The sequence below is a fragment of the Actinomadura violacea genome (genome assembly GCF_017573465.1).
GTDB classification, from domain to species: domain Bacteria; phylum Actinomycetota; class Actinomycetes; order Streptosporangiales; family Streptosporangiaceae; genus Spirillospora; species Spirillospora violacea.
Window position 1 is genome coordinate 17985 of the sequence record NZ_JAGEPF010000047.1, and the last position, 22555, is coordinate 40539.

The 22555-nt window shown below is 74.2% G+C and carries 21 protein-coding genes; 13 read left to right on the forward strand and 8 right to left on the reverse strand.

Annotation, left to right across the window (positions count from 1 at the left end):
- Positions 1 to 113 precede the first annotated feature (113 nt).
- Both J4709_RS48845 and J4709_RS48850 read right to left on the reverse strand, forming a co-directional pair.
- Positions 114 to 1067, reverse strand: a complete 954-nt coding sequence (locus J4709_RS48845; protein ID WP_208252346.1) for an ornithine cyclodeaminase family protein — start codon at positions 1065 to 1067, stop codon at positions 114 to 116.
- A complete protein-coding gene (locus J4709_RS48850; protein ID WP_208252347.1) occupies positions 1060 to 1815 on the reverse strand; it encodes an IclR family transcriptional regulator in 756 nt (251 codons plus the stop codon). Before J4709_RS48850 ends, J4709_RS48845 begins: the two co-directional genes overlap by 8 nt.
- Before the next feature lie 154 nt (positions 1816 to 1969).
- Here J4709_RS48850 and J4709_RS48855 point away from each other — a divergent pair, with 154 nt between their 5' ends.
- Both J4709_RS48855 and J4709_RS48860 read left to right on the forward strand, forming a co-directional pair.
- Positions 1970 to 3340, forward strand: coding sequence for an amidohydrolase family protein (locus tag J4709_RS48855; RefSeq protein ID WP_208252348.1), 1371 nt, complete (start codon positions 1970 to 1972; stop codon positions 3338 to 3340).
- Positions 3337 to 4413: a dipeptidase gene (locus J4709_RS48860; protein ID WP_208252349.1), complete on the forward strand. Its 1077-nt coding sequence runs from the start codon at positions 3337 to 3339 to the stop codon at positions 4411 to 4413. The genes J4709_RS48855 and J4709_RS48860 overlap by 4 nt, the downstream gene beginning before the upstream one ends.
- A 31-nt stretch (positions 4414 to 4444) precedes the next feature.
- On the opposite strand, the gene J4709_RS48865 is transcribed toward J4709_RS48860, so the two are convergent.
- Positions 4445 to 5062 carry a TetR/AcrR family transcriptional regulator gene (locus J4709_RS48865; protein ID WP_208252350.1) on the reverse strand — a complete coding sequence of 206 codons (618 nt, stop codon included), beginning with the start codon at positions 5060 to 5062 and terminating at the stop codon, positions 4445 to 4447.
- A 95-nt stretch (positions 5063 to 5157) separates the two neighbouring features.
- On the opposite strand from J4709_RS48865, the gene J4709_RS48870 reads away from it, so the two are divergent.
- Positions 5158 to 6162, forward strand: coding sequence for an oxygenase MpaB family protein (locus tag J4709_RS48870; RefSeq protein WP_208252351.1), 1005 nt, complete (start codon positions 5158 to 5160; stop codon positions 6160 to 6162).
- A gap of 13 nt (positions 6163 to 6175) precedes the next feature.
- On the opposite strand, the gene J4709_RS48875 is transcribed toward J4709_RS48870, so the two are convergent.
- Positions 6176 to 7645 carry an MFS transporter gene (locus tag J4709_RS48875; RefSeq protein ID WP_208252352.1) on the reverse strand — a complete coding sequence of 490 codons (1470 nt, stop codon included), beginning with the start codon at positions 7643 to 7645 and terminating at the stop codon, positions 6176 to 6178.
- Between the two features lie 136 nt (positions 7646 to 7781).
- Here J4709_RS48875 and J4709_RS48880 point away from each other — a divergent pair, with 136 nt between their 5' ends.
- Genes J4709_RS48880 through J4709_RS48890 form a run of 3 tightly spaced genes read left to right on the forward strand, consistent with a single transcriptional unit; the run spans position 7782 to position 9951 of the window.
- Entirely contained in the window at positions 7782 to 8420 is a 639-nt protein-coding gene (locus tag J4709_RS48880) for a TetR/AcrR family transcriptional regulator (RefSeq protein ID WP_208252353.1), read from the forward strand.
- Complete coding sequence (locus tag J4709_RS48885; protein ID WP_208252354.1) at positions 8417 to 8623, forward strand: ferredoxin; 207 nt, start codon at positions 8417 to 8419, stop codon at positions 8621 to 8623. Before J4709_RS48880 ends, J4709_RS48885 begins: the two co-directional genes overlap by 4 nt.
- Positions 8620 to 9951: a cytochrome P450 gene (locus J4709_RS48890; protein ID WP_232385228.1), complete on the forward strand. Its 1332-nt coding sequence runs from the start codon at positions 8620 to 8622 to the stop codon at positions 9949 to 9951. The genes J4709_RS48885 and J4709_RS48890 overlap by 4 nt, the downstream gene beginning before the upstream one ends.
- A 69-nt stretch (positions 9952 to 10020) precedes the next feature.
- Here J4709_RS48890 and J4709_RS48895 read toward each other — a convergent pair whose 3' ends face one another.
- The 4 genes from J4709_RS48895 to J4709_RS48910 form a co-directional block, all read right to left on the reverse strand.
- Complete coding sequence (locus J4709_RS48895; protein ID WP_208252355.1) at positions 10021 to 10386, reverse strand: STAS domain-containing protein; 366 nt, start codon at positions 10384 to 10386, stop codon at positions 10021 to 10023.
- A gap of 39 nt (positions 10387 to 10425) precedes the next feature.
- Positions 10426 to 11454: an SDR family oxidoreductase gene (locus J4709_RS48900; RefSeq protein ID WP_208252356.1), complete on the reverse strand. Its 1029-nt coding sequence runs from the start codon at positions 11452 to 11454 to the stop codon at positions 10426 to 10428.
- Positions 11455 to 11550: 96 nt separating this feature from the next.
- Complete coding sequence (locus J4709_RS48905; protein ID WP_208252357.1) at positions 11551 to 12756, reverse strand: PAS domain-containing sensor histidine kinase; 1206 nt, start codon at positions 12754 to 12756, stop codon at positions 11551 to 11553.
- A 70-nt stretch (positions 12757 to 12826) separates the two neighbouring features.
- Positions 12827 to 14875 carry a bifunctional phosphatase PAP2/O-acyltransferase family protein gene (locus J4709_RS48910; RefSeq protein WP_208252358.1) on the reverse strand — a complete coding sequence of 683 codons (2049 nt, stop codon included), beginning with the start codon at positions 14873 to 14875 and terminating at the stop codon, positions 12827 to 12829.
- A 139-nt stretch (positions 14876 to 15014) separates the two neighbouring features.
- On the opposite strand from J4709_RS48910, the gene hpnC reads away from it, so the two are divergent.
- From hpnC to hpnH, 7 genes are all read left to right on the forward strand, one after another.
- Complete coding sequence (gene hpnC / locus J4709_RS48915; RefSeq protein ID WP_208252359.1) at positions 15015 to 15872, forward strand: squalene synthase HpnC; 858 nt, start codon at positions 15015 to 15017, stop codon at positions 15870 to 15872.
- A 1-nt stretch (position 15873) separates the two neighbouring features.
- Positions 15874 to 16734 (forward strand): presqualene diphosphate synthase HpnD, encoded by an 861-nt coding sequence (gene hpnD, locus J4709_RS48920; RefSeq protein ID WP_208252360.1) that lies wholly within the window; start codon positions 15874 to 15876, stop codon positions 16732 to 16734.
- Positions 16731 to 18065 carry a hydroxysqualene dehydroxylase HpnE gene (gene hpnE / locus J4709_RS48925; protein ID WP_208252361.1) on the forward strand — a complete coding sequence of 445 codons (1335 nt, stop codon included), beginning with the start codon at positions 16731 to 16733 and terminating at the stop codon, positions 18063 to 18065. Before hpnD ends, hpnE begins: the two co-directional genes overlap by 4 nt.
- Complete coding sequence (locus tag J4709_RS48930) at positions 18062 to 19072, forward strand: polyprenyl synthetase family protein (protein ID WP_208252362.1); 1011 nt, start codon at positions 18062 to 18064, stop codon at positions 19070 to 19072. Before hpnE ends, J4709_RS48930 begins: the two co-directional genes overlap by 4 nt.
- A gap of 70 nt (positions 19073 to 19142) precedes the next feature.
- Positions 19143 to 21008, forward strand: coding sequence for a squalene--hopene cyclase (gene shc / locus J4709_RS48935; protein WP_208252363.1), 1866 nt, complete (start codon positions 19143 to 19145; stop codon positions 21006 to 21008).
- Positions 21005 to 21148, forward strand: coding sequence for a hypothetical protein (locus tag J4709_RS48940; RefSeq protein WP_208252364.1), 144 nt, complete (start codon positions 21005 to 21007; stop codon positions 21146 to 21148). Before shc ends, J4709_RS48940 begins: the two co-directional genes overlap by 4 nt.
- 5 nt (positions 21149 to 21153) lie before the next feature.
- Positions 21154 to 22152, forward strand: a complete 999-nt coding sequence (gene hpnH / locus J4709_RS48945; RefSeq protein WP_232385230.1) for an adenosyl-hopene transferase HpnH — start codon at positions 21154 to 21156, stop codon at positions 22150 to 22152.
- The last annotated feature ends 403 nt before the right edge of the window (positions 22153 to 22555 follow it).

Sequence of the window (22555 nt, forward strand, 5' to 3'; positions counted from 1 at the left end):
GGCATGCCGCCCTTCCGTGCGGCGTCGGCCGGGCAGGAGGACGCCCGGAAACGGGACGACTGTTATCCGCCGGCCGCACATCCGAATGTCCCCGAGCCGGTAGGGGCGGGCGGCTAGAGGTCGACGCTGATCCCCAGCCCGCGATCGCGGGCCGCGCGGTGGACCACGGCGGCCGCCGCGACGTCGAGGGCGGCGTGGCCGGTCGACTTGAAGAGCGTCAGCTCCGCGTCCGTGCCCCGGCCGGGGCGGCGCCCGGCGAGGACGTCGCCGATGAGGCGGGCGGACGCCGGGTCGGCCCCCTGCAGTTCCCAGGCGCCGGCCGGCGGCGGTTCGGTCACGGCGCCGGCCCACTCGACGAACAGCGAGGACGCCCGGAGGGTCTCGGCGTCGAACTCCGGGCCGTCGGAGCCGCCGACCGAGCTGAGGTGGGCGCCGTCGCGCAGCCACGAGCGCCGCAGGACCGGTTCGCGGCTGGAGGTGCAGCAGAACACGACGTCCGACGACCTGACCGCCGCCTCGACCCCGGTGGCGGACGCCCCGGGCAGGTCCGCCACCAGGTGCTCGGCCTTGCCGGGGTCGCGGGCGCCGACCACGAGTTCCACGCCGTCCATCCGGGTGACGAACTCGATCTGCGCGCGAGCCTGCGTCCCGGTGCCGATCACGGCGATCCGGGAGGCGCCGGGCCGGGCGAGCGCGCGCATGGCGACCGTCGCGGCCGCGGCCGTCCGGACCGCGGTGACCGCCTCGGCGTCCATGATGGCGAGCGGCCGTCCGGTCTCGGCGTCGAAGTGGGCGACGATGCCGCGGTGCGAGCCGTGGCCGCCCGCCGCGCCGGGGAAGACCGCCACCAGCTTCGCCGACAGCCCGAGCCCCGGGACGTGGCCCGGCATCGCGCCCAGCAGGCCGTGCCCCGAGCGGGCCGCGACGCGCGGCGGCGCCGACACCTCGCCGGCGCCGATCGCGACGAGGGCGGTGCGCACCGCCTCCGCCACCGCGTCCGGCCGCGCGGCCTCCCTGGTCCGCGCCCGGTCGAGGACGAGCACGCCGCCGTCCGCGAGGTCAGTCACGGCCGGCTCCCGCGTCCGGGCCGGCGAGCACGTGCTCCAGTTCCGCAGTGGCGGCGGCGAGGTGCTCCTGGAGCCCGGCGAGCGCGGGGTCGTCGAACTCGCCGTCCAGGCCGACGACCGTGATCGCGCACAGCGGGCGGCCGTTGCCGCCGAGGACCGCGCGGCTCAGCGACGCGATCACCTCGTCGTTGCGCCCGCGCTGCAGCGCGAAGCCGGTGCGGCGGGTCCGCTCGACGTCCTCCAGCAGGCCGTCCGGCGGATGCCCCTGCCGCTCGGCGGCGCGCAGGTACGGCACCCGGGCGGCCTCGTCGAGCGCGGAGACGAGGGCCATGGGCCCGGCGAAGGTGTGGATCGGCAGCAGCTCGCCCAGCAGGTCGGTGAACATCGCCAGCCGCGGCGGGCGGACCGCGTCGATCACGCGTCCGCCCTCGGGTTCGAGCACCTGGAGGTTCGCCATCATCCCCGTCCCGTCCGAGAGCGACTGGAGCACCGGCCGGCCCAGCACGGCCAGCGGGGCTCCGGCGGCGGCCTGGGAGAACCGCAGCACGACCGGCCCCGGCAGGTAGCGGTCCTCGCTGCGCATGATCCAGCCGCGCCGCACCAGGTCCACCAGGATGCGGTAGGCGGTGGCGCGGTGCATGCCCGTCTCGCCCGCCAGCTCGCTCAGGCGCAGCGGGCGGCCGGCCCGCACGGTGGACTCGATGAGGTCCAAGGCCTTGTCGACGGCGGAGCCGGCCGGTCTGGACAACGTCCCTCCACGGTCGCTGGACGGAACACCGATCTTCGGGCACTCTAACAGACGTTGCCATCCGCGCAACGATTGTTACGGTGTATGTAACGTACCTGGTCAAGGGCTGCTTGTAGCCCGGCCCGGGATCGAGAACGGAGACCGCGCGATCGCCATGACGGACGCCATCACCGATGCCATCACGGGCCAGGACGAGCCCCCGGTCGCGGAGAACGACCCGGCCCCCGCCCCGTTCGCGGCCGCCGAGCCGGGCCGCGTGACCGCCTACCGCGGCGTCTCGCTGATCGACGGGACTGGCGGCCCGGTCCGGCACGGCATGGCCGTGGTGACGGACGGCCCGGTGATCAAGGCGGTCGTCCCCGACGCCGACCTCGGCGCGTCGGGCCCGCCCGGCGCCGAGACGGTCGACATGCGCGGCATGTTCCTGCTCCCCGGCCTGATCGACGCCCACCAGCACCTGTCGACCCCGCCCAACCGCGTCCAGGCGGAGGCGATGATGCGGCGCCAGGTCCACGGCGGCGTCACCGCGATCCGCGAGATGGCCGGCGACCTGCGGCAGATGGCCGACCTCGCGCGCGCCGCGCTCGTCGGCGAGATCCCCGGCCCGGACGTCCACTGCGCCGCGCTGATGGCGGGCCCGGGGTTCTTCGACGACCCCCGCACCCATCAGGTGACCCAGGGTGCGAAAGCCGGCGCCGTGCCGTGGATGCAGGCGGTCGACGAGGACACCGCCCTGCCGCTGGCCGTCGCCGCGGCGCGCGGCACGGGCGCGATCGCCATCAAGATCTACGCCGACCTCGACGCCTCGCTGGTCGCCCGGATCGCCGCCGAGGCGCACCGCCAGGGGATGCTCGTGTGGGCGCACGCGGCCGTGTTCCCGGCGTTGCCCGGCGAGGTCGTCGCGGCGGGCGTCGACGTGGTGTCGCATGCGCACATGCTCGTCCACGACCTTCCCGGCGACCGGCCCGGCGCGTACCGACGGCAGCGCGGCCACCTCGCGGACGCCTACCGGCGCCTCCTCGACGCGCCCGTGGACGTCCTCGATCCGCTCTTCGGCGAGATGCGGCGCCGCGGGACGATCCTCGACGCGACCGCGAGCCTCATGGTCCGGATGCCTTCGAGCGCGCCCGGCGCGGCGGAACTCGCCCCGCGGGTGCTGCGGCGGCTGATCGACCGGGCGCGGCACGCGGGCGTCGCGATCTGCACCGGCACCGACTACGAGACGTCCCCGGGCAGCCGCTTCCCTTCGCTCCACGACGAACTCCGGTTCCTCGTCCGGTCGATGGGGATGCCGCCGCACGAGGTGATCCGCGCGGCCACCGCCACCGGTGCCGCCGCCATCGGGCTCCGGGACGCGGTCGGCACCGTCGAGCCCGGCAAGCAGGCCGACCTCCTCATCGTCGAGGCGGACCCGCACGAGGACATCGACAACCTCCGCCGGATCGTCACCACCGTCAAGCGCGGCAGGCGCTACGAGCGGGCCGACTACGACACCGCAGGCACCGGAGAAGGGAGCACCCGATGAGCGTCGACCTCGACGACCTCGTCATCGTCAACGCGCTCGGCGAGCTGGACAACCCGAACGCGCCCGCGTCGGCGGCCGCGTCCGCCGCGCTCGCCCCGACCAGCGCCCAGCTGACCATCGACGAGCGGACGCTCGCGGACGCGCACGCCTCCGGCGTGACCGCGATCAACGTGACGCTGGGCTACACGCTCGGCGACCTCCCGCCCTACCGGCACACCCTGGACGAGATCGCGACCTGGGACGCGATCATCGCCGCCCACCCGCGCGACCTGGTGCGCGTCGAGACCGCCGCCGGCATCGCCGAGGCCAAGCGGCAGGGCAGGATCGGCATCATCTACGGGTTCCAGAACGCCGCCGCCGTCGAGGACCGCCCCGAGCGGGTCGCGGAGTTCGCGGGCCTCGGCGTGCGGATCGTCCAGCTCACCTACAACCAGGCGAACCTGATCGGCGACGGCTCGATGGCGCCCGGCAACCGGGGCCTCACACCGCTCGGGCGCGAGGTCGTCGAGGCCCTCAACGAGCAGCGCCTCATGGTGGACCTCTCGCACAGCGGCGAGCGGACGTGCCTGGAGGCCGCGCGCGTGTCCGCGCAGCCGGTCTCGATCAACCACACGGGCTGCCGCGCCCTGGTCGACCTGCCCCGCAACAAGACCGATGAGGAGCTGCGACTGGTCGCCTCGCGGGGCGGTTTCGTCGGCATCTACTTCATGCCGTTCGTCAACGCCACCGGCCACGCCACGGCCGAGGACGTGGTGGCGCACATCGCGCACGCGGTCGACGTCTGCGGCGAGGACCACGTCGGCATCGGCACCGACGGCGCGATCACCGCGATCGACGACCTGGACGCCTACCGGGAGCGGCTCGCCGAGCAGGTGGCGCGGCGGCGGGCGGCCGGGGCGTCGGCGGCGGGGGAACGCGCCGACACCTACCCGTTCGTCGTCGACCTGCGCGGCGTCGACCAGTTCCGCGAGCTGGCGCGGCTGCTGGAGCGGCGCGGCTACACCTCGGCCCGGATCGAGAAGATCCTCGGCCTGAACTTCCTGAACTACGCGCGGACGGTCTGGGGGAGCTGACGCCCGCCGGGGCGCCGGAGGACGCGGCCGGCTAGACCGCGCCGTGCAGGGCGAGGGAGAGGGTGACGGCGCCGTCCACGACCGCGTCGAGGTCGGTGCCGAGCCGGCCGTCGGCCCACTGCTGGGCCAGCTCGGTCATGGCGCCGGTGAACATGGTGGCGGCGATGACGACCGGGAGCGGCGGGTCCTGGTCGCGGGTCATCGCGAGCACGCCCTCCAGCAGCGCGGTCTGCGCGGCGCGGCGGCGGGCGGCGAGGATCTCGTTGCCGCGTGCCTCGGCGAACAGCACGCGCCCGCGGCCCGGCTCGTCGCTGATGAACCGCAGGACGGCCCGGATGCCGGCGCGCGTGCGGGCGTCGGGGCGCGGGCCCGCGTCCTCCACCGCGCGGGCCAGGACGTCGGCGAGCGCGGTGGCCTGCTGGTCGTAGACCGCCGCGAGCAGCTCGGCGGTGTCGGCGAAGTTCTCGTAGAAGTAGCGCGTGTGCAGCTCGGCCTCGCGGCACACCGCGCGGACGGCGAGGGCGGCCTCGCCTCCGGCGGTGAACAGCCGGTACGCGGCCCGGACGAGCATGTCGCGGCGCTCGTCGCGGCGCCGGGCGGCGGGGATCCCGGCCCACCGGGTGTTCGCGGCCGTCCGGGCGTTCGCCATGGCGGCCACGATACCAAGTCTGGACACGCATGTACCCAAACACTTACGCTGAGGTCTGGACACGGTCGTATCCAGACTTTGACGGGAGCGCCGGGATGGCACCCAGGACGAACATCCTCGCGGCACGCTTCGAGCGGGCCTTCGACGCCGAGATCCGGTCCCGGTTCTTCCGGGGCCTGGAGTTCGCCGGACCCGAGGGCGACCCGGGCTGGTTCGGCCCGGACAGCGCGGTCTGGTACGTCCACTCGCACCTGCCGACCCTGGTCCTCGGCCTGGTCGGCGCCGCCTACATCGAGGGCCTCGACCCCAGCATCAGCTGGATGGCCTACGACCACTCCCGCATCCCCGAGCGGGTGGACGGCGTCCCGACCGGCGGCATCGACCCGGAGGGCGCCGCCGTCCGGCTCGGCCACTCGCTGTCGTTCTTCATCGGCACCGCCTACGGCTCCACCGAGACCGCCGAGCGGCTCGCGCGCACCGTCCGCGCCATGCACCACACCGTGAAGGGCACCCGCCCGGACGGCCTGCCCTACGACGCCGACGACCCCGACTGGCTGCGCTGGAACTACGCCACCGTCGTGTGGGGGCTCGCCACGGCGCACGAGCGCTACCACCGCAAGCCGCTGCGCGGCGCCGGCCTGGACCGCTACTACGGCGAGTTCGTCCGGGTGGGGGAGGCGCTCGGCGGCACCGACCTGCCCGCCACGAAGGCGGAGGTCGCCGAGTGCCTGGAGTCCTACCTGCCGCGCCTGGCCGTCACGCCGATCAAGGCGTTCGGGACGGGCCCGAACCTGCGCGGCAACGGCACCAAGCCGTGGGAGCCCGGCAGTCCGTTCATGGACTGGGCGGCCCGCGACATGCTCCCCCACTGGGCGCAGAAGCTGGCCCTCTACCAGCGGCCCAACCCGGTGGTGCTGCGCATGCGCCGCAGCGCCCTGTGGCTCGCGCTCAACGGGCTGTACGACGCGACCGGTCCGCTGACGGAGTTCCGGCAGGCCGAGGCCCGCGTCGCCGGCGGAACGTCCGCCCCCGTCGCCGCGACGGCGCCGGCCGAGCCCGACCCCGTCCTGACCCGCGAAGAGGTGGAGGCCACCGCGTAGCGGAACCACCGGCCTAGCGGGCGCGTTCCGCTCGGCTGGTGCCGAGGCAGGCCAGCACGGCGAGCGCGGACAGCGCCGCCATGCAGGCCAGCGCGTACCGGTAGCCGACGACGAGCTGCTGGACGCCCTGCCCCGAGACCCGCGACAGGTCCCCGGCGAACACGTGCGCGCGCAGCGCCGCCGGCACCGGCCCCGCGATGATCGAGAAGGCCAGGGCGGTGCTCACCACGACGCCGGTGTTCTGCACCATCAGCCGCATCGCGTTGACGATGCCGAGCCGGTGCGACGGCAGGCCGCTGAGCAGCGCCGTCGCGTTCGAGGGCAGGAACGTCCCCGACCCGGCGCCGAGCAGCATCAGGCCCGCCGCGACCGCCGCGTACGGGACGTCCCGCGCGATCACCGCCAGCAGTTCGACCAGGCCGAGCGTGGTGAGGGCGGTGGCGGCCACCGTCATCGTCCGGGCGCCGACGCGGTTCTCCAGGAAGCCGGCGCCGGTGGACGCCAGCACCGCGACCGCCGACATCGGCAGCACCTTGAGCCCGGCCGTGACGGGGTCGTCGCCCTGCGCGGACTGGAAGAACAGCGCGAGCAGCACGACGGCCCCCATCCGCGCGGTCGCGTTGAGGAACGTGGCGAGCTGCCCGAGCGCGAACGGGACGTCCCGGAACAGCGCGGTGTCGACGACGGGGCGGGCCGCGCGCCGCTCCACGGCGAGGAACACCGGCAGCAGCACCGCGAAGACCGCGACGCCGGCCAGCACGGCGGGGCTGTGCCAGCCACGCTCGTTGACCTGCGACAGCCCGAACAGGAGGCCGCCGAGCCCGGCGAGGACGAGCACGTTGCCGGGGACGTCGACGCCGCGCTCGCGCGACGCCGCCTCCACGGGCCGCAGCGCGACGGCGCCCCAGACCAGGCACAGCACGCCGAACGGGACGTTGTACCAGAACACCCACCGCCAGCCGAAGGCGTCGGTGAGGTAGCCGCCGAGCGTGGGCCCGGCGAGTTGCGCGATGGAGAACGAGGCGGTGTAGACGCCCATGGCGCGGCCGAGCCGCTCGCGCGGGAACGCGTCGGTGACGATGGCGGCGCTGTTGGCCAGCAGCATCGCGCCGCCCGCGGCCTGCAGGACGCGCAGGCCGACGACCGTCCAGGCGGTCGGGGCGAAGCCGAGCAGCAGGCTCGCGAAGGTGTAGGCGCCGAGGCCGGACAGGTACATCGCGCGGCGGCCGAACATGTCGGCGAACCGTCCGAACACCACGATGAGGACGGTGTTGGCCAGCATGAACGCCAGCAGCATCCAGTTCGCGGCGGCGGGCCCGGCGTGGAAGTGCCGCACGACCGAGGGCAGCGCGACGTTGAGGGTGTTGCCGCCGAGGCCGGTCAGGACGCTCGCCAGGCTCACCGCGGACAGCGTCCACCAGGGGTCGCCGGGCCGTCCGGCGGCGGGCTCCTGGTGCCGGACGGCGGGCGTCGTCCCGGTCACCCGGGCGCGCCGGCATCGACCATGCGGCGCCTCCCGGCCGACGAGACACGAAGCTCTTTCTAGATCTTGATACTAGAATTAAATTCGAGAATCTAGCCCTTGACGGTACTGAATGAACGGTCTTTTAATTCCGTGCATGGGCCGGATCGCGGGCGTCACGGCCGCCGAGACGCGGGAGCGGCTGCTGCGCGCGGCAGCGGACGTCTTCGCCGAGCGCGGCTACGACGGCACGCGCGTCGCCGACATCGCGGCCGCCGCCGGCGTCAGCAACGGCGCGCTGTACGCGCACTTCGGCTCCAAGGGCGAGCTGCTCGTCGCGGCGCTGCGCACGCACGGCCGGCAGATGCTCGCCGAGCTCGTCGCCGCCGACCCCGGGCGGCCCGTCACCGAGTCGCTGCTGATCATCGGGCGGTGGCTGCCGAAACGCCGCGACGCGCGCGGCCACCTGGTCGTGGAGGCGCTGGTGGCGGCCCGCCGGGACGCGGACGTGGCCCGGCCGATGCACGACTACATGGGCGAGCGCGCCGCGATGCTCGAGGAACTGGTGCGCGCCGCGCAGGCCGGCGGGGAGATGGACGGCGCGCTGTCGCCGGACGCGATCGCGCACTTCTGCCTCCTGCTGGCGATGGGCAGCGTGCTGGTCCCCCCGGAGATGCACGGGGTCGGCGACGAGGAGTGGTCGGCGCTGCTGACCCGCGTCGTGGCGGCCTTCGCGCCGACCCGCCCCGCGGCGGAGGCGGCCGGTCCCGAAGCGGAGACAGGAGGAACGCGATGAAGGTGCGGATCGATCCCGGGCGCTGCCAGGGGCACGGCCGCTGCTACGACCTGGCCCCCGGCCTGTTCGGCGAGGACGACGAGGGCTACGGCACCGTCCTCGGCGACGGCACCGTCCCGGCGGACGGAGAGCAGGACGCGCGCCGCGCGGCGGCCAACTGCCCCGAGCGCGCGATCACCGTCGTGAAGGAGGCGGAGGCATGACCACCGGCGACGAGACCACCACCCGCGAAGAGACCACCACCCGCGACGAGACGGGCGGCGCCGACGACGACCGCTTCACCCGCGGCTTCCAGGAGATGCGCGACAGCCGGCCGCTCGGCACCCGCAACGAGGTCGTCACCGGCCCGGTCGCGGACTGGGCGACCGACTTCTCGCACATGGAGCCCGAGTGGGCGGCCGACCCCTACCCGATCCAGGACGACCTGCGCGGACGCTGCCCGATCGCGCACACCGGCCGGTTCGGCGGCGGCTGGCTGCCGACCCGCTACGAGGACGTCAGCGCGATCGCCTACGACACCGAGCGGTTCTCGTCCCGGTCGATCGTCATGAGCAACTTCCGCCCGCCGCTGGAGTCGGCGCCGGTCGGCGGGGTGCCGCCGATCTCGTCCGACCCGCCGTTCCACCACGACGCGCGCAAGCTGCTGCTCCCGGCGTTCACCAAGACGGCCGTCTCCCGGCTGGAGCCCGCGACCCGCGCGTTCTGCCACTCCCTCATCGACGGCCTGCAGGACGGCGACGTCGTCGACGCCGCCCGCGACTACGCCCAGCACATCCCGATGCGCGTCATCGCCGACATGCTCGGCTTCCCGCCGGAGGACGGCCCGAAGTTCCGCGAGTTCGTCGAGAACGCGCTGGAGGGCGTCAACCGGCCGCCCGACGAGCGCATCGCGCGGATGGAGGAGCTGTTCGACTACCTGCTCGAACAGATCCGCGACCACGTCGACCGCCCGCGCGACGACCTCACCACCTACCTGATCAACGCCGAGCTGTACGGCCGCCGGCTCGACCCGTCGCACGTCTCCGGGACGATGGCGCTGCTGCTGATCGCGGGCATCGACACCACCTGGAGCGCGATCGGCGCGTCGCTGTGGCACCTGGCGAGGACGCCCGCGGACCGGGAGCGGCTGGTCGCCGAACCCGGCCTGCTGCCGACGGCGATGGAGGAGTTCCTGCGCGCCTACGCGCCGGTGACGATGGCGCGGCTGGTCAAGCAGGACATGCACTGGCGCGGCGCCGACATGAAGGCCGAGGACTGGGTCCTGCTGTCGTTCCCCGCCGCCAACCGCGACCCCGACCAGTTCGACCGCGCCGGCGAGGTCGTCATCGACCGCGAGGTCAACCGGCACGCCGCGTTCGGGCTCGGCATCCACCGGTGCGTCGGCTCGCACCTGGCCCGGATGGAGCTGCGCGTCGCCCTCGAAGTCTGGCTCGAGCGGTTCCCGCGCTTCACCCTCGACGACCCGTCGGCGGTGACGTGGGCCGCCGGGCAGGTCCGCGGGCCCCGCACCCTGCCGCTGCGCGTCGGCTGACCGCTTCGGCCGACCGGGCCGGCTGACCGCGCCGCGCCCGGCTGACCGCGCCCGGCCGGCCGGGCGCGGTCAGCCGGGCCCGGCCTGCGGCAGCTCGTCGCGGATGTCGAAGACGCGCTCCAGGCCGGTGACCCGCAGCACGTTGCGAACCCGCTCGGTCGGGCGCACCATCACGAACCGCCCTTGCATCGCCGCGATCCGCTTGCTCGCGCGGATCAGCACGTTCAACCCCGACGAGTCGCAGAACGTCATGCGCGTCACGTCCACGACGACCCGCGGCCGGCCCTGCGCGCCGATCGCCTTCGACAGGTGCTCGTCGAGCCGCCCGGCCGTGCCGAGGTCCAGCTCTCCGGCCACCGTCACGACCGTCCACCCGTCGTGCTCGGCGACCCCGAAACTCGCGCCGCCGTCCGGCGCGCCCCCAGCGGCCCCCATGCGCTCACCCTCCGATCGGTTCCCCGGCGCGCCGGGGGGTCACCGGCGCAGGAGCCGTGCGGCGCCCACCGCGGCCCCCGTGGCGGCGGCCCCCGCCGTCGCCGCGCCCACCAGGTACTTGTGCTTGGCGGCCCACAGCTGCGGGCTGTGCGGATGCGCCTCCTCGTCGAACCGCCCGTGCGCGCCGTAGTCGTGGCCGCCGGCGTCGTCGGCGGGCTCCCACAGGTTCGCGGCCTGGTCGCGCGGGCGCTTCTGGTCGGTCTGCTGCGAGGAGAACGCGGTCCGCGCCAGGTAGCGGTCCAGCAGCCCCGCGGCGAACTTGTTCGCGACCAGCGTGCCCACCGTGCTGCCGCCGACCCAGTACTCGCGGCGGCGCGGATGCTCCGCCGCGTACAGCAGCGCGTCCGCCGCGATCTCCGGCTGGTAGATCGGCGGGACCGGCTGCGCGCGGCGCGGCAGCCGCGACAGCACCCAGCTGAACTGCGGGGTGTTGACGCCCGGCATCTCCACCATCGTCACCTTGACGCCGGGGCACTCGTGCAGGAGCTCGGCGCGCAGCGCGTCGTGGAACCCCTGGACGGCGTGCTTGGCGCCGCAGTACCCGCTCTGCAGCGGGATGCCCCGGTACGCCAGCGCCGACCCGCACTGGACGATGACGCCGCGCTCGCGCGGCATCATCCGCTTGAGCGCCGCCCGCGTGCCGTTGACGTAGCCGAGGTAGGTGACCTCGGTGATCCGCTTGAACTCGGCCGGCTCGATCTCCCAGAACGGGGCGAACACCGACGAGAACGCCACGTTCACCCACACGTCGATCGACCCGAGCTCGTCTTCGACGCGCTGCGCGGCCTGCTCCACCCGGTCGTCGTCGGCGACGTCCACGCTGATCGGCAGCGCCCGCCCGCCGGCCCGCTCGACGTCGTCGGCGGCGCCGTCCAGGCCCTCCTCACCACGGGCGAGCAGGGCGATCCGCGCGCCGCGCGCGCCGAAGGCCCGCGCGGCGGCGCGTCCGATGCCGCCGCTGGCCCCGGTGATCACGACGACGCTGTCCCTGTCGATCCCGTACTTCATCGCGGCCCTCCAAACCGGCTCGGTCAGCACAGATCAGCAGTGCCCGCACAGACGCGTCCGTAACGCGCCGGGGCGCGGCGGCCGGACTTCGCCGCCCTACGCGGCGCACAGCGGAAGGCACAGGACCATGCAGGTGCCGGACGGCCGGTCGGCGACGCGCAGCGTGCCCTCGTGGGCGTCGGCGATCTGGCGGGCGATCGCCAGCCCGAGGCCCGTCCCCTCGGGTTCGCGGCTGCGCGCGTCGGGACGGCGGTAGAACCGGCGGAAGACCGCCTCCCGCTCGCCCGCCGGGATGCCCGGGCCGTCGTCGACCACCTGCAGGACGGCCAGCCCGTCGTCGCAGCCGAGCAGCACCTCCACCCGGCTGCCCGCGTGCCGTTCGGCGTTGGACACCAGGTTGCTCAGCAGCCGCGCCAGCCGTACCGCCGACCCGCGCACCCGCAGCCCGTGCTCCAGCCGCGCGGTGAGCGCGACGCCGGGATCGTGGCCGGCCAGTTCCTCCTCGACGAGCCGGGCCAGGTCCACGGTCTCGGTGAGGACGGGCGGGCCGGCCTCCAACCGGGCCAGCTCCAGCAGGTCCGCGACGATGTCGCCGAGCCGGTCGGCGTCGTGCAGCGCCGCGTGCAGGATCGCCTCCGAGTCCGACTCGGGGTCGGTGAGCGCGAGCTGCAGGCGGGTCTGCAGGCCGGTGAGCGGCGCCCGCAGGTCGTGCGAGGTGTCGGCGACCGCCTGCTGCTGCCGGCGCAGGGCGTCGTGCAGCGCCGCGTTCGCCCGCTCCTCCTCTTCGCGGGCGCGGTGCAGCCGCTGGTTGACCTCCTCCAGCTCCCGGGTCCGGGCGAACAGCTCGGCCTCCACCGCCTCGACCTGGTCTTCGGGCGACGTGCCGGAAGGGTGCGCCTCGCGCAGCTGCCGGATGTAGGAGGTCACCTCCTCCGCCCGGTGGATGAGGGCCGTGACCGTGCCGTCCGGGGCCTGCAGCGAGGCGTTGCGGATGCTCCAGTACCGCTCCTCGTACGTGCCGGGGCACTCGGGGTCCTCCACGTCGTAGCGCTGGAGCGGCATGATGTCGGTCTCGCCGGACTCCGCCACCCGCTCCAGGGAGGCCCGCACCTCGGCCATGCCGTGCCCTTCCGGGCCGCCGGGGAAGACCTTGTAGAAGGGGCGTCCGATCAGCTGCTCGCGTGAGTGCCCGGCGAGCCGTTCGTAGGCGCGGTTGACCGTGACGTACCGCAGGCCGGGCGTGAACACCGCGCAGCCGACCGGCATCGCATCGAAGACCGCCGACAGGTCGATCTCGGCCATCTTCTCTATCTATCCATTCAGGGCAAAAAGCCGGAATGCCGCAGGCATCTCGGCTGCAAAAACCCCGCCCTCACCCGGGCACGGACGGGCCGCGGCCGCGCCGCACGAACCGCGCGGCGGCCGCCTCCGGTGGCCCGGCCGGCTCCGGCGCCTCCGCGGCGCCGAGCTCCTCGATCACGTCGCGCATGGCGCCGCACAGCGCGTCCATGTCGGCCACCAGCGTCGCTTCCGCGCTGATCCCCATGTTCAGCATCCCGCTCCAGCCGAGCGCGCCGACCGCGAGCGGCGCGCCCGGCCCGGTCGGGACGATCGGGTGCGCCACCGCCATCGGGGCGCCGGCGAGCCGCGCCGGCGTGTTCGTGCCGGGGAGGTTCGTGGCGATCGCCTGGAACGTCCGGCCGCCGTACACGGCCCGCGCGAACGCGCCGTGCAGTACCGGCGGCAGCGCCCGCGCCGCCCGCTGCATCACGAACGCCGAGGCCAGCGCCCGGGTGCCGGAACGCAGCCGCTTGGTGGCCGCGGCCAGGGCGCGCAGCCGCTCGATCTCCGGCATCGGCCCGTACGGCAGGTCGACCATGACCGCCGAGGTGTGGTTGCCCTCGGGCGGCACCTCCGGCCCGCCCGTCATCAGCGGCACCGCGACCCGCAGGGCGCGCCCGCCCTCCGGCCCGGCGGCGGCCGGCCCGACCCGCCGCAGCCCGCCCGCCAGCGCGCACAGCACCACGTCCGTCACCCGCACGCGGTGCTTGCGGGCGAGGTCGCGGACCACCGGCATCGGCAGCCGGAACGTGCCGAACGCCCGCTCGCCGGTGCCGCTCGAAGGCAACCGGGTCCGCTGCCGCGACTCGGTCGCCAGCTGCGCGATCCCGACGAGCGTGCCGAGCGCGCGGCGCGTCGCCGACGGCCCGGCGCCCGCGACCGGCAGCGCGTCCGGGGGAGTGAGCAGCCGCAGCACATGGGTGATCACCCCCATGCCGTCGGCGACGACATGGTGCATCAGGAAGACCACCGCCGCCCGGTCGGGCGCGTAGCCGCGCACCAGGACCATCCGCCACATCGGCCGGTCGCGCGGCAGCGTCTCGCTCTGCAGCGCGCCGACCAGCGCGTTGAGCCCCGCGTCGCCGCTCTCGGCGAGGACCGCCTCGCGCACGTGCCAGTCCCAGTCGATCAGCGGGTGCTCGACCCAGCGGCGCCGCCGCACCCGCGACGCGGGCGACAGCCGCTGGCCGAGCCGGGGCAGCTCGTCCAGCCTCCCGCGCAGCGTCGCGATCACGTCCTCGCGGCTCGGCGTCCCGTCCGGCGTGTCGAGGAAGATCAGCCCGCCGACGTGCTGCGGCGTCCGGTCCGACTCGACGGCCAGGAAGAACGCGTCCTCGGGCGGGACGACCGGACGGCTCCGGCGGCCGGGGTCCCGGTCGGTCACGACGTAGGCGAACCAGACCACGACGACCGCGCCCGCCGCGTCCAGCACGTAGTGGTTCGCGGTCGCCACGATGACGTAGAGCGTGAGGAAGACGTGCAGGAGGCTCGCCGCCTGCAGGGACCGCCGCACCGGCAGCCGGGCCAGCTCGACGCTCACCCACAGCGCCCACGCGACGTGCAGCGACGGCATGGCCGCGAGCCGGTCGGCGTGGTCGACGACCGGGCTGCCCCACGAGCCCCAGGTGCCGTGCGCCAGCACGGTGTCGACGAATCCGAGGTCGGGCGCGAGGCGCGGCGGCGCGACCGGCCACAGCGCGAAGCAGACCGCGCCGATGACGTTGATCAGCGCGAACGCGGTGCGCGCGACGCGGTACCGGTCGGGATGCCGGCGGTACAGCCAGGCCAGCACCCACAGCGTGCTGACCACGTAGACGGTGGCGTACTCGTAGTTCGCGGCGACGGCGAGGGTCCGGTGGCCGGCGAGCCAGTCGTTGAGCGGCCGCTCGGCGGCGATGTGCAGCGTCCGCTCCAGGTCGTGGATCTGCCGGCCGTGGTCGGCGGCGGCCGCGTGCCGGTCGCCGATCGGGACGGCGGCGGCGACGGCGTACAGGGCGAACAGCGACAGCCCGAACGCGAGTTCGCGCGCGAGCGGGGGGCGGCGGCCCGGAAGCGCGGAGGGGGCGGTTTCTGGGGTCACCAATCTCTAGTAACCCAAAAACTTGGCCTATACACATATATATAGCCGGTTCGCGTTTACCAGGCGATCAACGGGTAATGGGGATCGGTGCGACCGGCAGAGCGCCGCCCCGCCCCGCGCGCCGCCCCCAAAGGAAACGATGTCCATCAGCGAGCGCTTATGGAACGAGACCTACGAACGCGAGACCAGGACCCGGCTGCAGGCCCGGGAGAACTTCCCGGTGGCCGCCCGCCTCCTGCCCGCCCGGTACCGGGCCCACCTGCTCGACGTCTACGGCTACGCCCGCCTCGTCGACGACATCGGCGACGAGGCGCCGCCGGATGAACGCGCCGGCCTGCTCGACCTCGTGGAGCGCGACCTCGACCGGATCTACGCCGGCACCGTGCCCGAGATCCCCGTCATGCGCGCGCTGGCCCGCACCGTCCACGAGCGCCGGATCCCCGCCGAGCCGTTCCGGCGCCTAGTGCTGGCGAACCGCCGCGACCAGGTCGTCACCCGCTACCGGACGTTCGGTGAGCTGCTCGACTACTGCACGCTCTCCGCCGACCCCGTCGGCCACATCGTGCTGCACGTCTTCGGCGCCGCCACCCCCGCGCGCCTCCGCCTCTCCGACCGGATCTGCTCCGCGCTGCAGATCATCGAGCACTGCCAGGACGTCGGCGAGGACCACCGCGACGGCCGCGTCTACCTGCCGGAGGACGACCTGCGCCGGTTCGGCTGCACCGAGGACGACTTCCGCGCCGCGGCCACCCCGACCCGGCTGCGCGGTGTCATCGCCGTCCAGGCGGGAAGGGCAGGACGACTGCTCGCCGAGGGGGCGCCACTCGTCCGGACCCTGCCGGGGTTCGCGCGCGTCGCCGTGGCCGGGTACGCGGCGGGCGGGTCCGCCGCGCTCGCCGCGCTGGACCGCCGCGCCTACGACGTCCTGGCGGATCCGCCACGCCCGAGGAAGACGCGGCTGCTGGCCGAGTGGTCGCGGATGCTGGGAAGGAGATGAGATGGACGCAGCCGGCGCCTACCGGCACTGCGAAGAGGTCGTCCGTTCGCAGGCGCGCAACTTCTCGTACGGGATCCGCCTCCTGCCCCCGCCGAAGCGCCGCGCGCTGAGCGCCGTCTACGCCTTCGCGCGGCGGATCGACGACATCGGCGACGACATCGACGCGCCTCCCGATACGAGGCTGGCCGCGCTGGCCGCCGAGCGGGACCGCCTCGCCGGCCTCGACGCCCACCCGGACGACCCCGTGATGGTCGCCCTCGCGGACGCGGCGCGCCGCATGCCGGTCCCGCTGGAGGCGTTCGGCGAGCTGATCGACGGCTGCGAGGCCGACGTCCGCGGCGCCGCCTACGACACCTTCGACGACCTGCTCTGGTACTGCCGGTGCGTCGCCGGTTCGATCGGCCGGCTGTCGCTCGGCGTGTTCGGCACCGGCGACCTCCGGGTCGCGCGGGCGCGCGCCGACGCGCTCGGCGTCGCGCTGCAGCTCACCAACATCCTGCGGGACGTCCGCGAGGACCGGCTCGGCGGCCGCGTCTACCTGCCGGCGAAGGACCTCGCGCGGTTCGGCTGCACGCTGGACCAGGACGCGTCCGGCCGCTTCACCGACCCGCCGGAGCAGCTCGCGACGCTCGTCCGGTTCCAGGCGGCGCGCGCGGGCGAGTGGTACGGCAACGGTCTGCGGCTGCTGCCGATGCTCGACCGGCGCAGCGCCGCGTGCACGGGGACGATGGCCGGCATCTACCGGCGCCTGCTGCGGCGCATCACCGCCGACCCGGCGAGCGCGCTGGCGAGCCGCATGTCACTGCCCGCGTGGGAGAAGGCGGCCGTCGCCGCGACGGCGCTCACCGGGATCCGGCGGTGAACCCCCGGGGGAACGCCGCCGCCGTCGTCGGCGGCGGCCTCGCCGGGATCAGCGCCGCGCTCGCCCTGCTGGAGGCGGGCGTGCGGACCACCCTCTACGAGGCGCGTCCGCGGCTCGGGGGCGCGACCCACTCGTTCGACCGCGACGGCCTGACCGTCGACAACGGGCAGCACGTCTTCCTGAAGTGCTGCACCGCCTACCGGGGGCTGCTGGAGCGGCTGGACGCGCTGGACTTCGTCCGCGTCCAGGACCGCCTCGACATCCCCGTCCTCACACCGGACGGCCCTGCCGGAAGGCTGCGCCGGGCGAATGCGCCGGGGCCGCTGCACCTGCTGCCCGCGCTCGCCCGGTACCGGCTGATGCCGCCGGGCGACCGGCTGCGGGCCGTCCGCGCGTCGCTGGCCCTGCAGGGCGTCGACCCGCAGGACCCGGCGCTCGACGGGCAGGCGATGGGCGCCTGGCTCGCCGCCCACGGCCAGCGCGAACGCGCCCGCACCGCGCTGTGGGAGCTGTTCCTGATCTCGGCGCTGAACATCGGCGTGGACGACGCCGCGATGGGCCCCGCGGCGATGGTGTGCAAGCAGGGCCTGCTCGGCCGCTCCGACGCCGCCGACATCGGCGTCCCGACCGTCCCGCTCGGCGAGCTGCACGGCGTGCTCGCGGCGAAGCGGATCGAGCGGCTCGGCGGGCGGGTCCACCTGAAGGCGAAGGTGTCGGCGGTCGAGGCCGGGCCGAAGCTCGTGGTGGACGGCGAACCGGTCGCCGCGGACGCCGTCGTCGTCGCGGTGCCGCACCGGGCGGCGGCACCGCTCGTCCCGGCGCAGGCGTGCCCGGACCGGGACCGCTGGGCCGGCCTCGGCGCCAGCCCGATCATCAACGTCCACGTCGTCTACGACCGGCCGGTCATGGACGTACCGTTCGCCGCCGCCGTCGACTCGGTTGTGCAATGGGTGTTCGACCGCACCGAGATCAGCGGGCTGGCCGACGGCCAGTACCTCGCCGTATCGGTGTCGGCCGCCGACGACTGGATCGACACGCCCGCCGCCGACGTCCGAGCCGCCTTCCTGCCCGCCCTGGAACGGCTGTTCCCCGCCGCCCGCCGGGCCCGCGTCACCGACTTCTTCGTCACCCGCGAACGTCACGCGACGTTCCGCCAGAGCCCCGGCAGCGGCGCGCTGCGTCCCGCGTCCGCGACGCGCCTGCCCGGGCTGTTCCTCGCCGGCGCGTGGACCGACACGGGCTGGCCCGACACCATGGAGGGGGCAGTGCGCAGTGGACTGACCGCCGCCCGGCTGGTCCGGCGGCACCTGGACGGGGTGAGCGGCCGATGACCGCCGTCCCCGGCTCGATCACCGGCGGGCGCGCCCTCGTCGACGAGGCGATGCGCGCCTGCGTGGACCGGCTCGACCCGGCCAACCGGCGCGTCATCGCCTACCACCTCGGCTGGACCGACGCCGACGGCCGGCCCGCCGCGGCCGGCGGCAAGGCGCTGCGCCCCGCGCTGGCGATGCTGTCGGGGCGGGCCGCCGGCGCGCCGCCGCAGAACGCGCTGCCCGGCGCGGTCGCCGTGGAGTTCGTGCACGCGTTCTCGCTGCTGCACGACGACATCATGGACGGCGACCGGACCCGCCGGCACCGCCCCGCCGCGTGGACGGTGTTCGGCGCCGCCGCCGCGATCCTCGCCGGCGACGCGCTGCTGACGCTGTCGGAGGAGCTGCTGCTGGAGCACCACACGCGCGGCGCGCACTGGGCCGCGGAGGCGCTGACCGCCGCCACCCAGCGGCTCATCTCCGGCCAGGCCCTCGACATGGGCTTCGAGACGCGCGCCGACGTCACCCTCGACGAGTGCCTGACGATGGCGTCCGACAAGACCGGCGCGCTGCTGGCCTGCGCCAGCTCCATCGGCGCGATGCTCGGCGAGGCGCCCGCCGAGCTGGTCACCGCCCTCACCGGGTACGGGACGGAGATGGGACTGGCGTTCCAGCTCGTCGACGACCTGCTCGGCATCTGGGGGAGCCCGGAGACGACCGGCAAGCCCGTGCTGTCCGACCTGCGCGCCCGCAAGAAGTCGCTGCCGGTCGTGGCCGCGCTCACCGCCGGGACGCCCGGGTCCGCGCGGCTCGCCGAGCTGTACGCCGCGCCCGGCGACCCCGCCGAGTCCGACCTGCTGGAGATGGCGGAGCTGGTCGAGGCCGCGGGCGGCCGCGCCTGGGCCGAGGCGGAGGCGGACCGCCGCGTCGCGCTGGCCGCCAAGCACGTCGACGACGTCGAGATGGACGACGCGGTCCGCGCCGAGCTCCGCGACGTCGCGCTGTTCGTCACCGCCCGGGACCACTGACCGGCGGATCCCGCCCCCGGGACCACCCCGCACCCGAGAAAACGGAGACCGTCAGAAAGCAGGATGCCGAATGACCACGACGGAAGCCCCCGGACTCACCGAAGCGGCCGCGGCCGCCGTCGAGGCGGCCCGCGACCACCTGCTCGGCCTGCAGTCGGCCGAGGGCTGGTGGAAGGCGGAGCTGGAGACCAACGTCACCATGGACGCCGAGGACCTGCTGCTGCGCCAGTTCCTCGGCATCCGCACCGATGCGGAGACCGCCGCGGCGGCGCGCTGGATCCGCTCGCAGCAGCGCTCCGACGGGACGTGGGCGAACTTCCACGGAGGCCCGCCGGACCCGTCCACCACCATCGAGGCGTACGCCGCGCTGCGGCTCGCCGGCGACCCCCCGGACGCCGCGCACATGCGCAAGGCCGCCGCCTACGCGCGCGAGGCCGGCGGCATCGAGGGCAGCCGCGTGTTCACCCGCATCTGGCTCGCGCTGTTCGGCCAGTGGTCCTGGGACGACCTGCCCGTCATGCCGCCGGAGCTGATGTTCCTGCCGAGCCGCGTCCCGCTGAACGTCTACAGCTGGGCCTGCTGGGCGCGGCAGACGATCGTCCCGCTGACCGTCCTCGGGTCGCTGCGCCCCGTCCGGTCCCTGCCGTTCGACCTGCCTGAGCTGCGCGCGGGCCGGCGCCCCGTCCAGAACGCGACCGGCTGGGGGAAGGCGTTCAACGCCCTCGACCGGTTCCTGCACGTCTACGAGAAGGCCCCGGTGCGGCCCCTGCGGAACGCCGCGCTGCGCCGCGCCGCGGAGTGGATCGTCGCGCGGCAGGAGGCGGACGGCTGCTGGGGCGGCATCCAGCCGCCGTGGGTGTACTCGCTGATGGCGCTGAGCCTGCTCGGCTACGACCTCGACCATCCGGTGATGAAGCGCGGCCTCGCCGGGCTCGACCGGTTCACGATCGAGGACGGGAAGGGCCGCCGCCTGGAGGCGTGCCAGTCGCCGGTCTGGGACACCGTCCTCGCGATGAACGCGCTGTCGGACGCGGGCGCGCCCGCCGGCGACCCGGCGCTGCTGCGCGCCGCCCGCTGGATCGTGGACGAGGAGATCCACGGGCCGGGGGACTGGTCGGTGCGCCGCCCGGACCTGCCGCCGGGCGGCTGGGCGTTCGAGTTCGACAACGACCTGTACCCCGACACCGACGACACCGCCGAGGCGATCCTCGCGCTGCGCCGCTCCGGGCTGCCCGAGGCCCGCGGCCCGATCGACCGGGCCGTCCGCTGGATGTCCGGGATGGCCTCCAAGGACGGCGGGTTCGCCGCCTTCGACGCCGACAACACCCAGGAACTGTGCACCAAGCTGCCGTTCTGCGACTTCGGCGCCGTCATCGACCCGCCGTCGGCGGACGTCACCGCGCACGTGGTCGAGGCCCTCGCCAAGGAGGGCCACGCGGAGTCGCCCGTCACCAAGCGCGCCGTCGTGTGGCTGCTGAAGGCGCAGGAGGCCGACGGGTCCTGGTTCGGCCGGTGGGGCGCCAACCACGTCTACGGCACGGGCGGCGTGGTCCCCGCGCTGATCGCCGCGGGCGTCCGCCCGGACAAGCCGCCGATCCGCCGCGCCGTCGCCTGGCTGGAGCACCACCAGAACCCCGACGGCGGCTGGGGCGAGGACCTGCGCTCCTACGACGACCCGTCCTGGATCGGGCGCGGCACGTCCACCCCGTCGCAGACGGCCTGGGCGCTGCTCGCGCTCCTCGCCGCCGGCGAACGCTCCCCGGCCGTCGAAGCCGGCGTCCGCTGGCTCGTCGACAACCAGCGCCCGGACGGCACCTGGGACGAGGACCAGTTCACCGGCACCGGCTTCCCCGGCGACTTCTACATCAACTACCACCTGTACCGGCTGGTGTTCCCCATCAGCGCCCTCGGCCGCTACCTGGGACGGGACCGGTGACACGGCTCGCCGTGTGCGCGGCGCTCGGCACCGAGGCCCGGGCACTCGCACGCGAGCAGATCGTCCACACCCCGCCCGACGTCCCGCTCGGCCCCGCCGAGATCACCGAGTTCACCCCGCCGAAGGAGGTCCGACCATAATGCCGATGCCACTGCGCCAGAGCGTCCGCGTCGCCTCGCACATCATGACCAACAAGGCGCGCGGCAAGGACAAGTTCCCGCTCATCATGGAGCTCGAGCCGCTGTTCGCCTGCAACCTCGCATGCGCGGGCTGCGGCAAGATCCAGCACCCCGCCGACGTGCTGAAGCGGCGCATGCCGGTCGAGCAGGCCATCGCCGCCGTCAAGGAATGCGGCGCCCCGATGGTGTCGATCGCCGGCGGCGAACCGCTCATGCACCCGCAGATCGGCGAGATGGTCGACGAACTCGTCAAGATGAAGAAGTTCGTCTTCCTCTGCACGAACGCGCTGCTCGTCCCCAAGAAGCTCGACAAGTTCAAGCCGTCGCCCTACTTCGCCTTCACCGTCCACATCGACGGCCTCCAGGAAAGGCACGACGAGTCCGTCTGCAAGGAGGGCGTCTTCGACGACGCGGTCGCCGCCGTCAAACTCATCAAGGAACGCGGCTTCCGCGTCACCACCAACACCACGTTCTTCAACACCGACACCCCGCAGACCGTCATCGACGTCCTGAACTACCTCAACGACGACCTCCAGGTCGACGAGATGATGCTCTCGCCCGGCTACGCCTACGACAAGGCGCCCGACCAGGAGCACTTCCTCGGCGTCCAGGAGACCCGCGAACTGTTCCGCAAGGCCTTCGCGGACGGCAACCGCAAGCGCTGGCGCCTGAACCACTCACCCCTGTTCCTCGACTTCCTCGAAGGCAAGGCCGACTTCGGCTGCACCGCCTGGGCGATCCCGTCCTACTCCCTCTTCGGCTGGCAGCGCCCCTGCTACCTGATGTCGGACGGCTACGCGCAGACCTACCAGGAACTGCTCGACGACACCGACTGGGAGTCCTACGGCCGCGGCCGCGACCCGCGCTGCGCCAACTGCATGGCCCACTGCGGCTACGAGCCGACCGCGGTCTTCACCACCCTCGGCTCCCTAAAACAATCCCTACGCGCCCTACGCGAAAACTAACCCGCACCCACACACAGGCCACGAACCGCACACCCACCCAACCCACCGGAGCCGCGCACCTTCCACACACCCACACACACCGCCCGTCCCGCACACTCATGCACCCGCGTGCCCACAAACGGGCACGCGCCCGCGCGCACACACCCAAGCAGCCTCACACCCGCGCGGCATCGCCCCGCTCGGGCGGGCTCACACCCGCGCGCACCGTGCCGCGCCGCCCACCCGCACCGCTCACGCGTGTGCACGCTCTTGAGCAGCGCACCCACACACGTCCCCCGCCTACAATTCATGTCTCCAGTGCACGCCCAGACGCAGCGCAGGTCCCCACCCTGCACGCGCGCCAAACGCCCCACACTTGTAGACACGCACGTCCGCAGCGCGCTTGTCCACCCAAGCGCCCCGC

Coding starts and splice junctions, on each gene's coding strand:
- J4709_RS48855 (WP_208252348.1), top strand. CDS start 1,970: ATGACGGACGCCATCACCGATGCCATCACGGGCCAGGACGAGCCCCCG.
- J4709_RS48860 (WP_208252349.1), top strand. CDS start 3,337: ATGAGCGTCGACCTCGACGACCTCGTCATCGTCAACGCGCTCGGCGAG.
- J4709_RS48865 (WP_208252350.1), bottom strand. CDS start 5,062: ATGGCGAACGCCCGGACGGCCGCGAACACCCGGTGGGCCGGGATCCCC.
- J4709_RS48870 (WP_208252351.1), top strand. CDS start 5,158: ATGGCACCCAGGACGAACATCCTCGCGGCACGCTTCGAGCGGGCCTTC.
- J4709_RS48880 (WP_208252353.1), top strand. CDS start 7,782: ATGGGCCGGATCGCGGGCGTCACGGCCGCCGAGACGCGGGAGCGGCTG.
- J4709_RS48885 (WP_208252354.1), top strand. CDS start 8,417: ATGAAGGTGCGGATCGATCCCGGGCGCTGCCAGGGGCACGGCCGCTGC.
- J4709_RS48890 (WP_232385228.1), top strand. CDS start 8,620: ATGACCACCGGCGACGAGACCACCACCCGCGAAGAGACCACCACCCGC.
- J4709_RS48895 (WP_208252355.1), bottom strand. CDS start 10,386: ATGGGGGCCGCTGGGGGCGCGCCGGACGGCGGCGCGAGTTTCGGGGTC.
- J4709_RS48900 (WP_208252356.1), bottom strand. CDS start 11,454: ATGAAGTACGGGATCGACAGGGACAGCGTCGTCGTGATCACCGGGGCC.
- J4709_RS48905 (WP_208252357.1), bottom strand. CDS start 12,756: ATGGCCGAGATCGACCTGTCGGCGGTCTTCGATGCGATGCCGGTCGGC.
- hpnC (WP_208252359.1), top strand. CDS start 15,015: ATGTCCATCAGCGAGCGCTTATGGAACGAGACCTACGAACGCGAGACC.
- hpnD (WP_208252360.1), top strand. CDS start 15,874: ATGGACGCAGCCGGCGCCTACCGGCACTGCGAAGAGGTCGTCCGTTCG.
- J4709_RS48930 (WP_208252362.1), top strand. CDS start 18,062: ATGACCGCCGTCCCCGGCTCGATCACCGGCGGGCGCGCCCTCGTCGAC.
- shc (WP_208252363.1), top strand. CDS start 19,143: ATGACCACGACGGAAGCCCCCGGACTCACCGAAGCGGCCGCGGCCGCC.
- hpnH (WP_232385230.1), top strand. CDS start 21,154: ATGCCACTGCGCCAGAGCGTCCGCGTCGCCTCGCACATCATGACCAAC.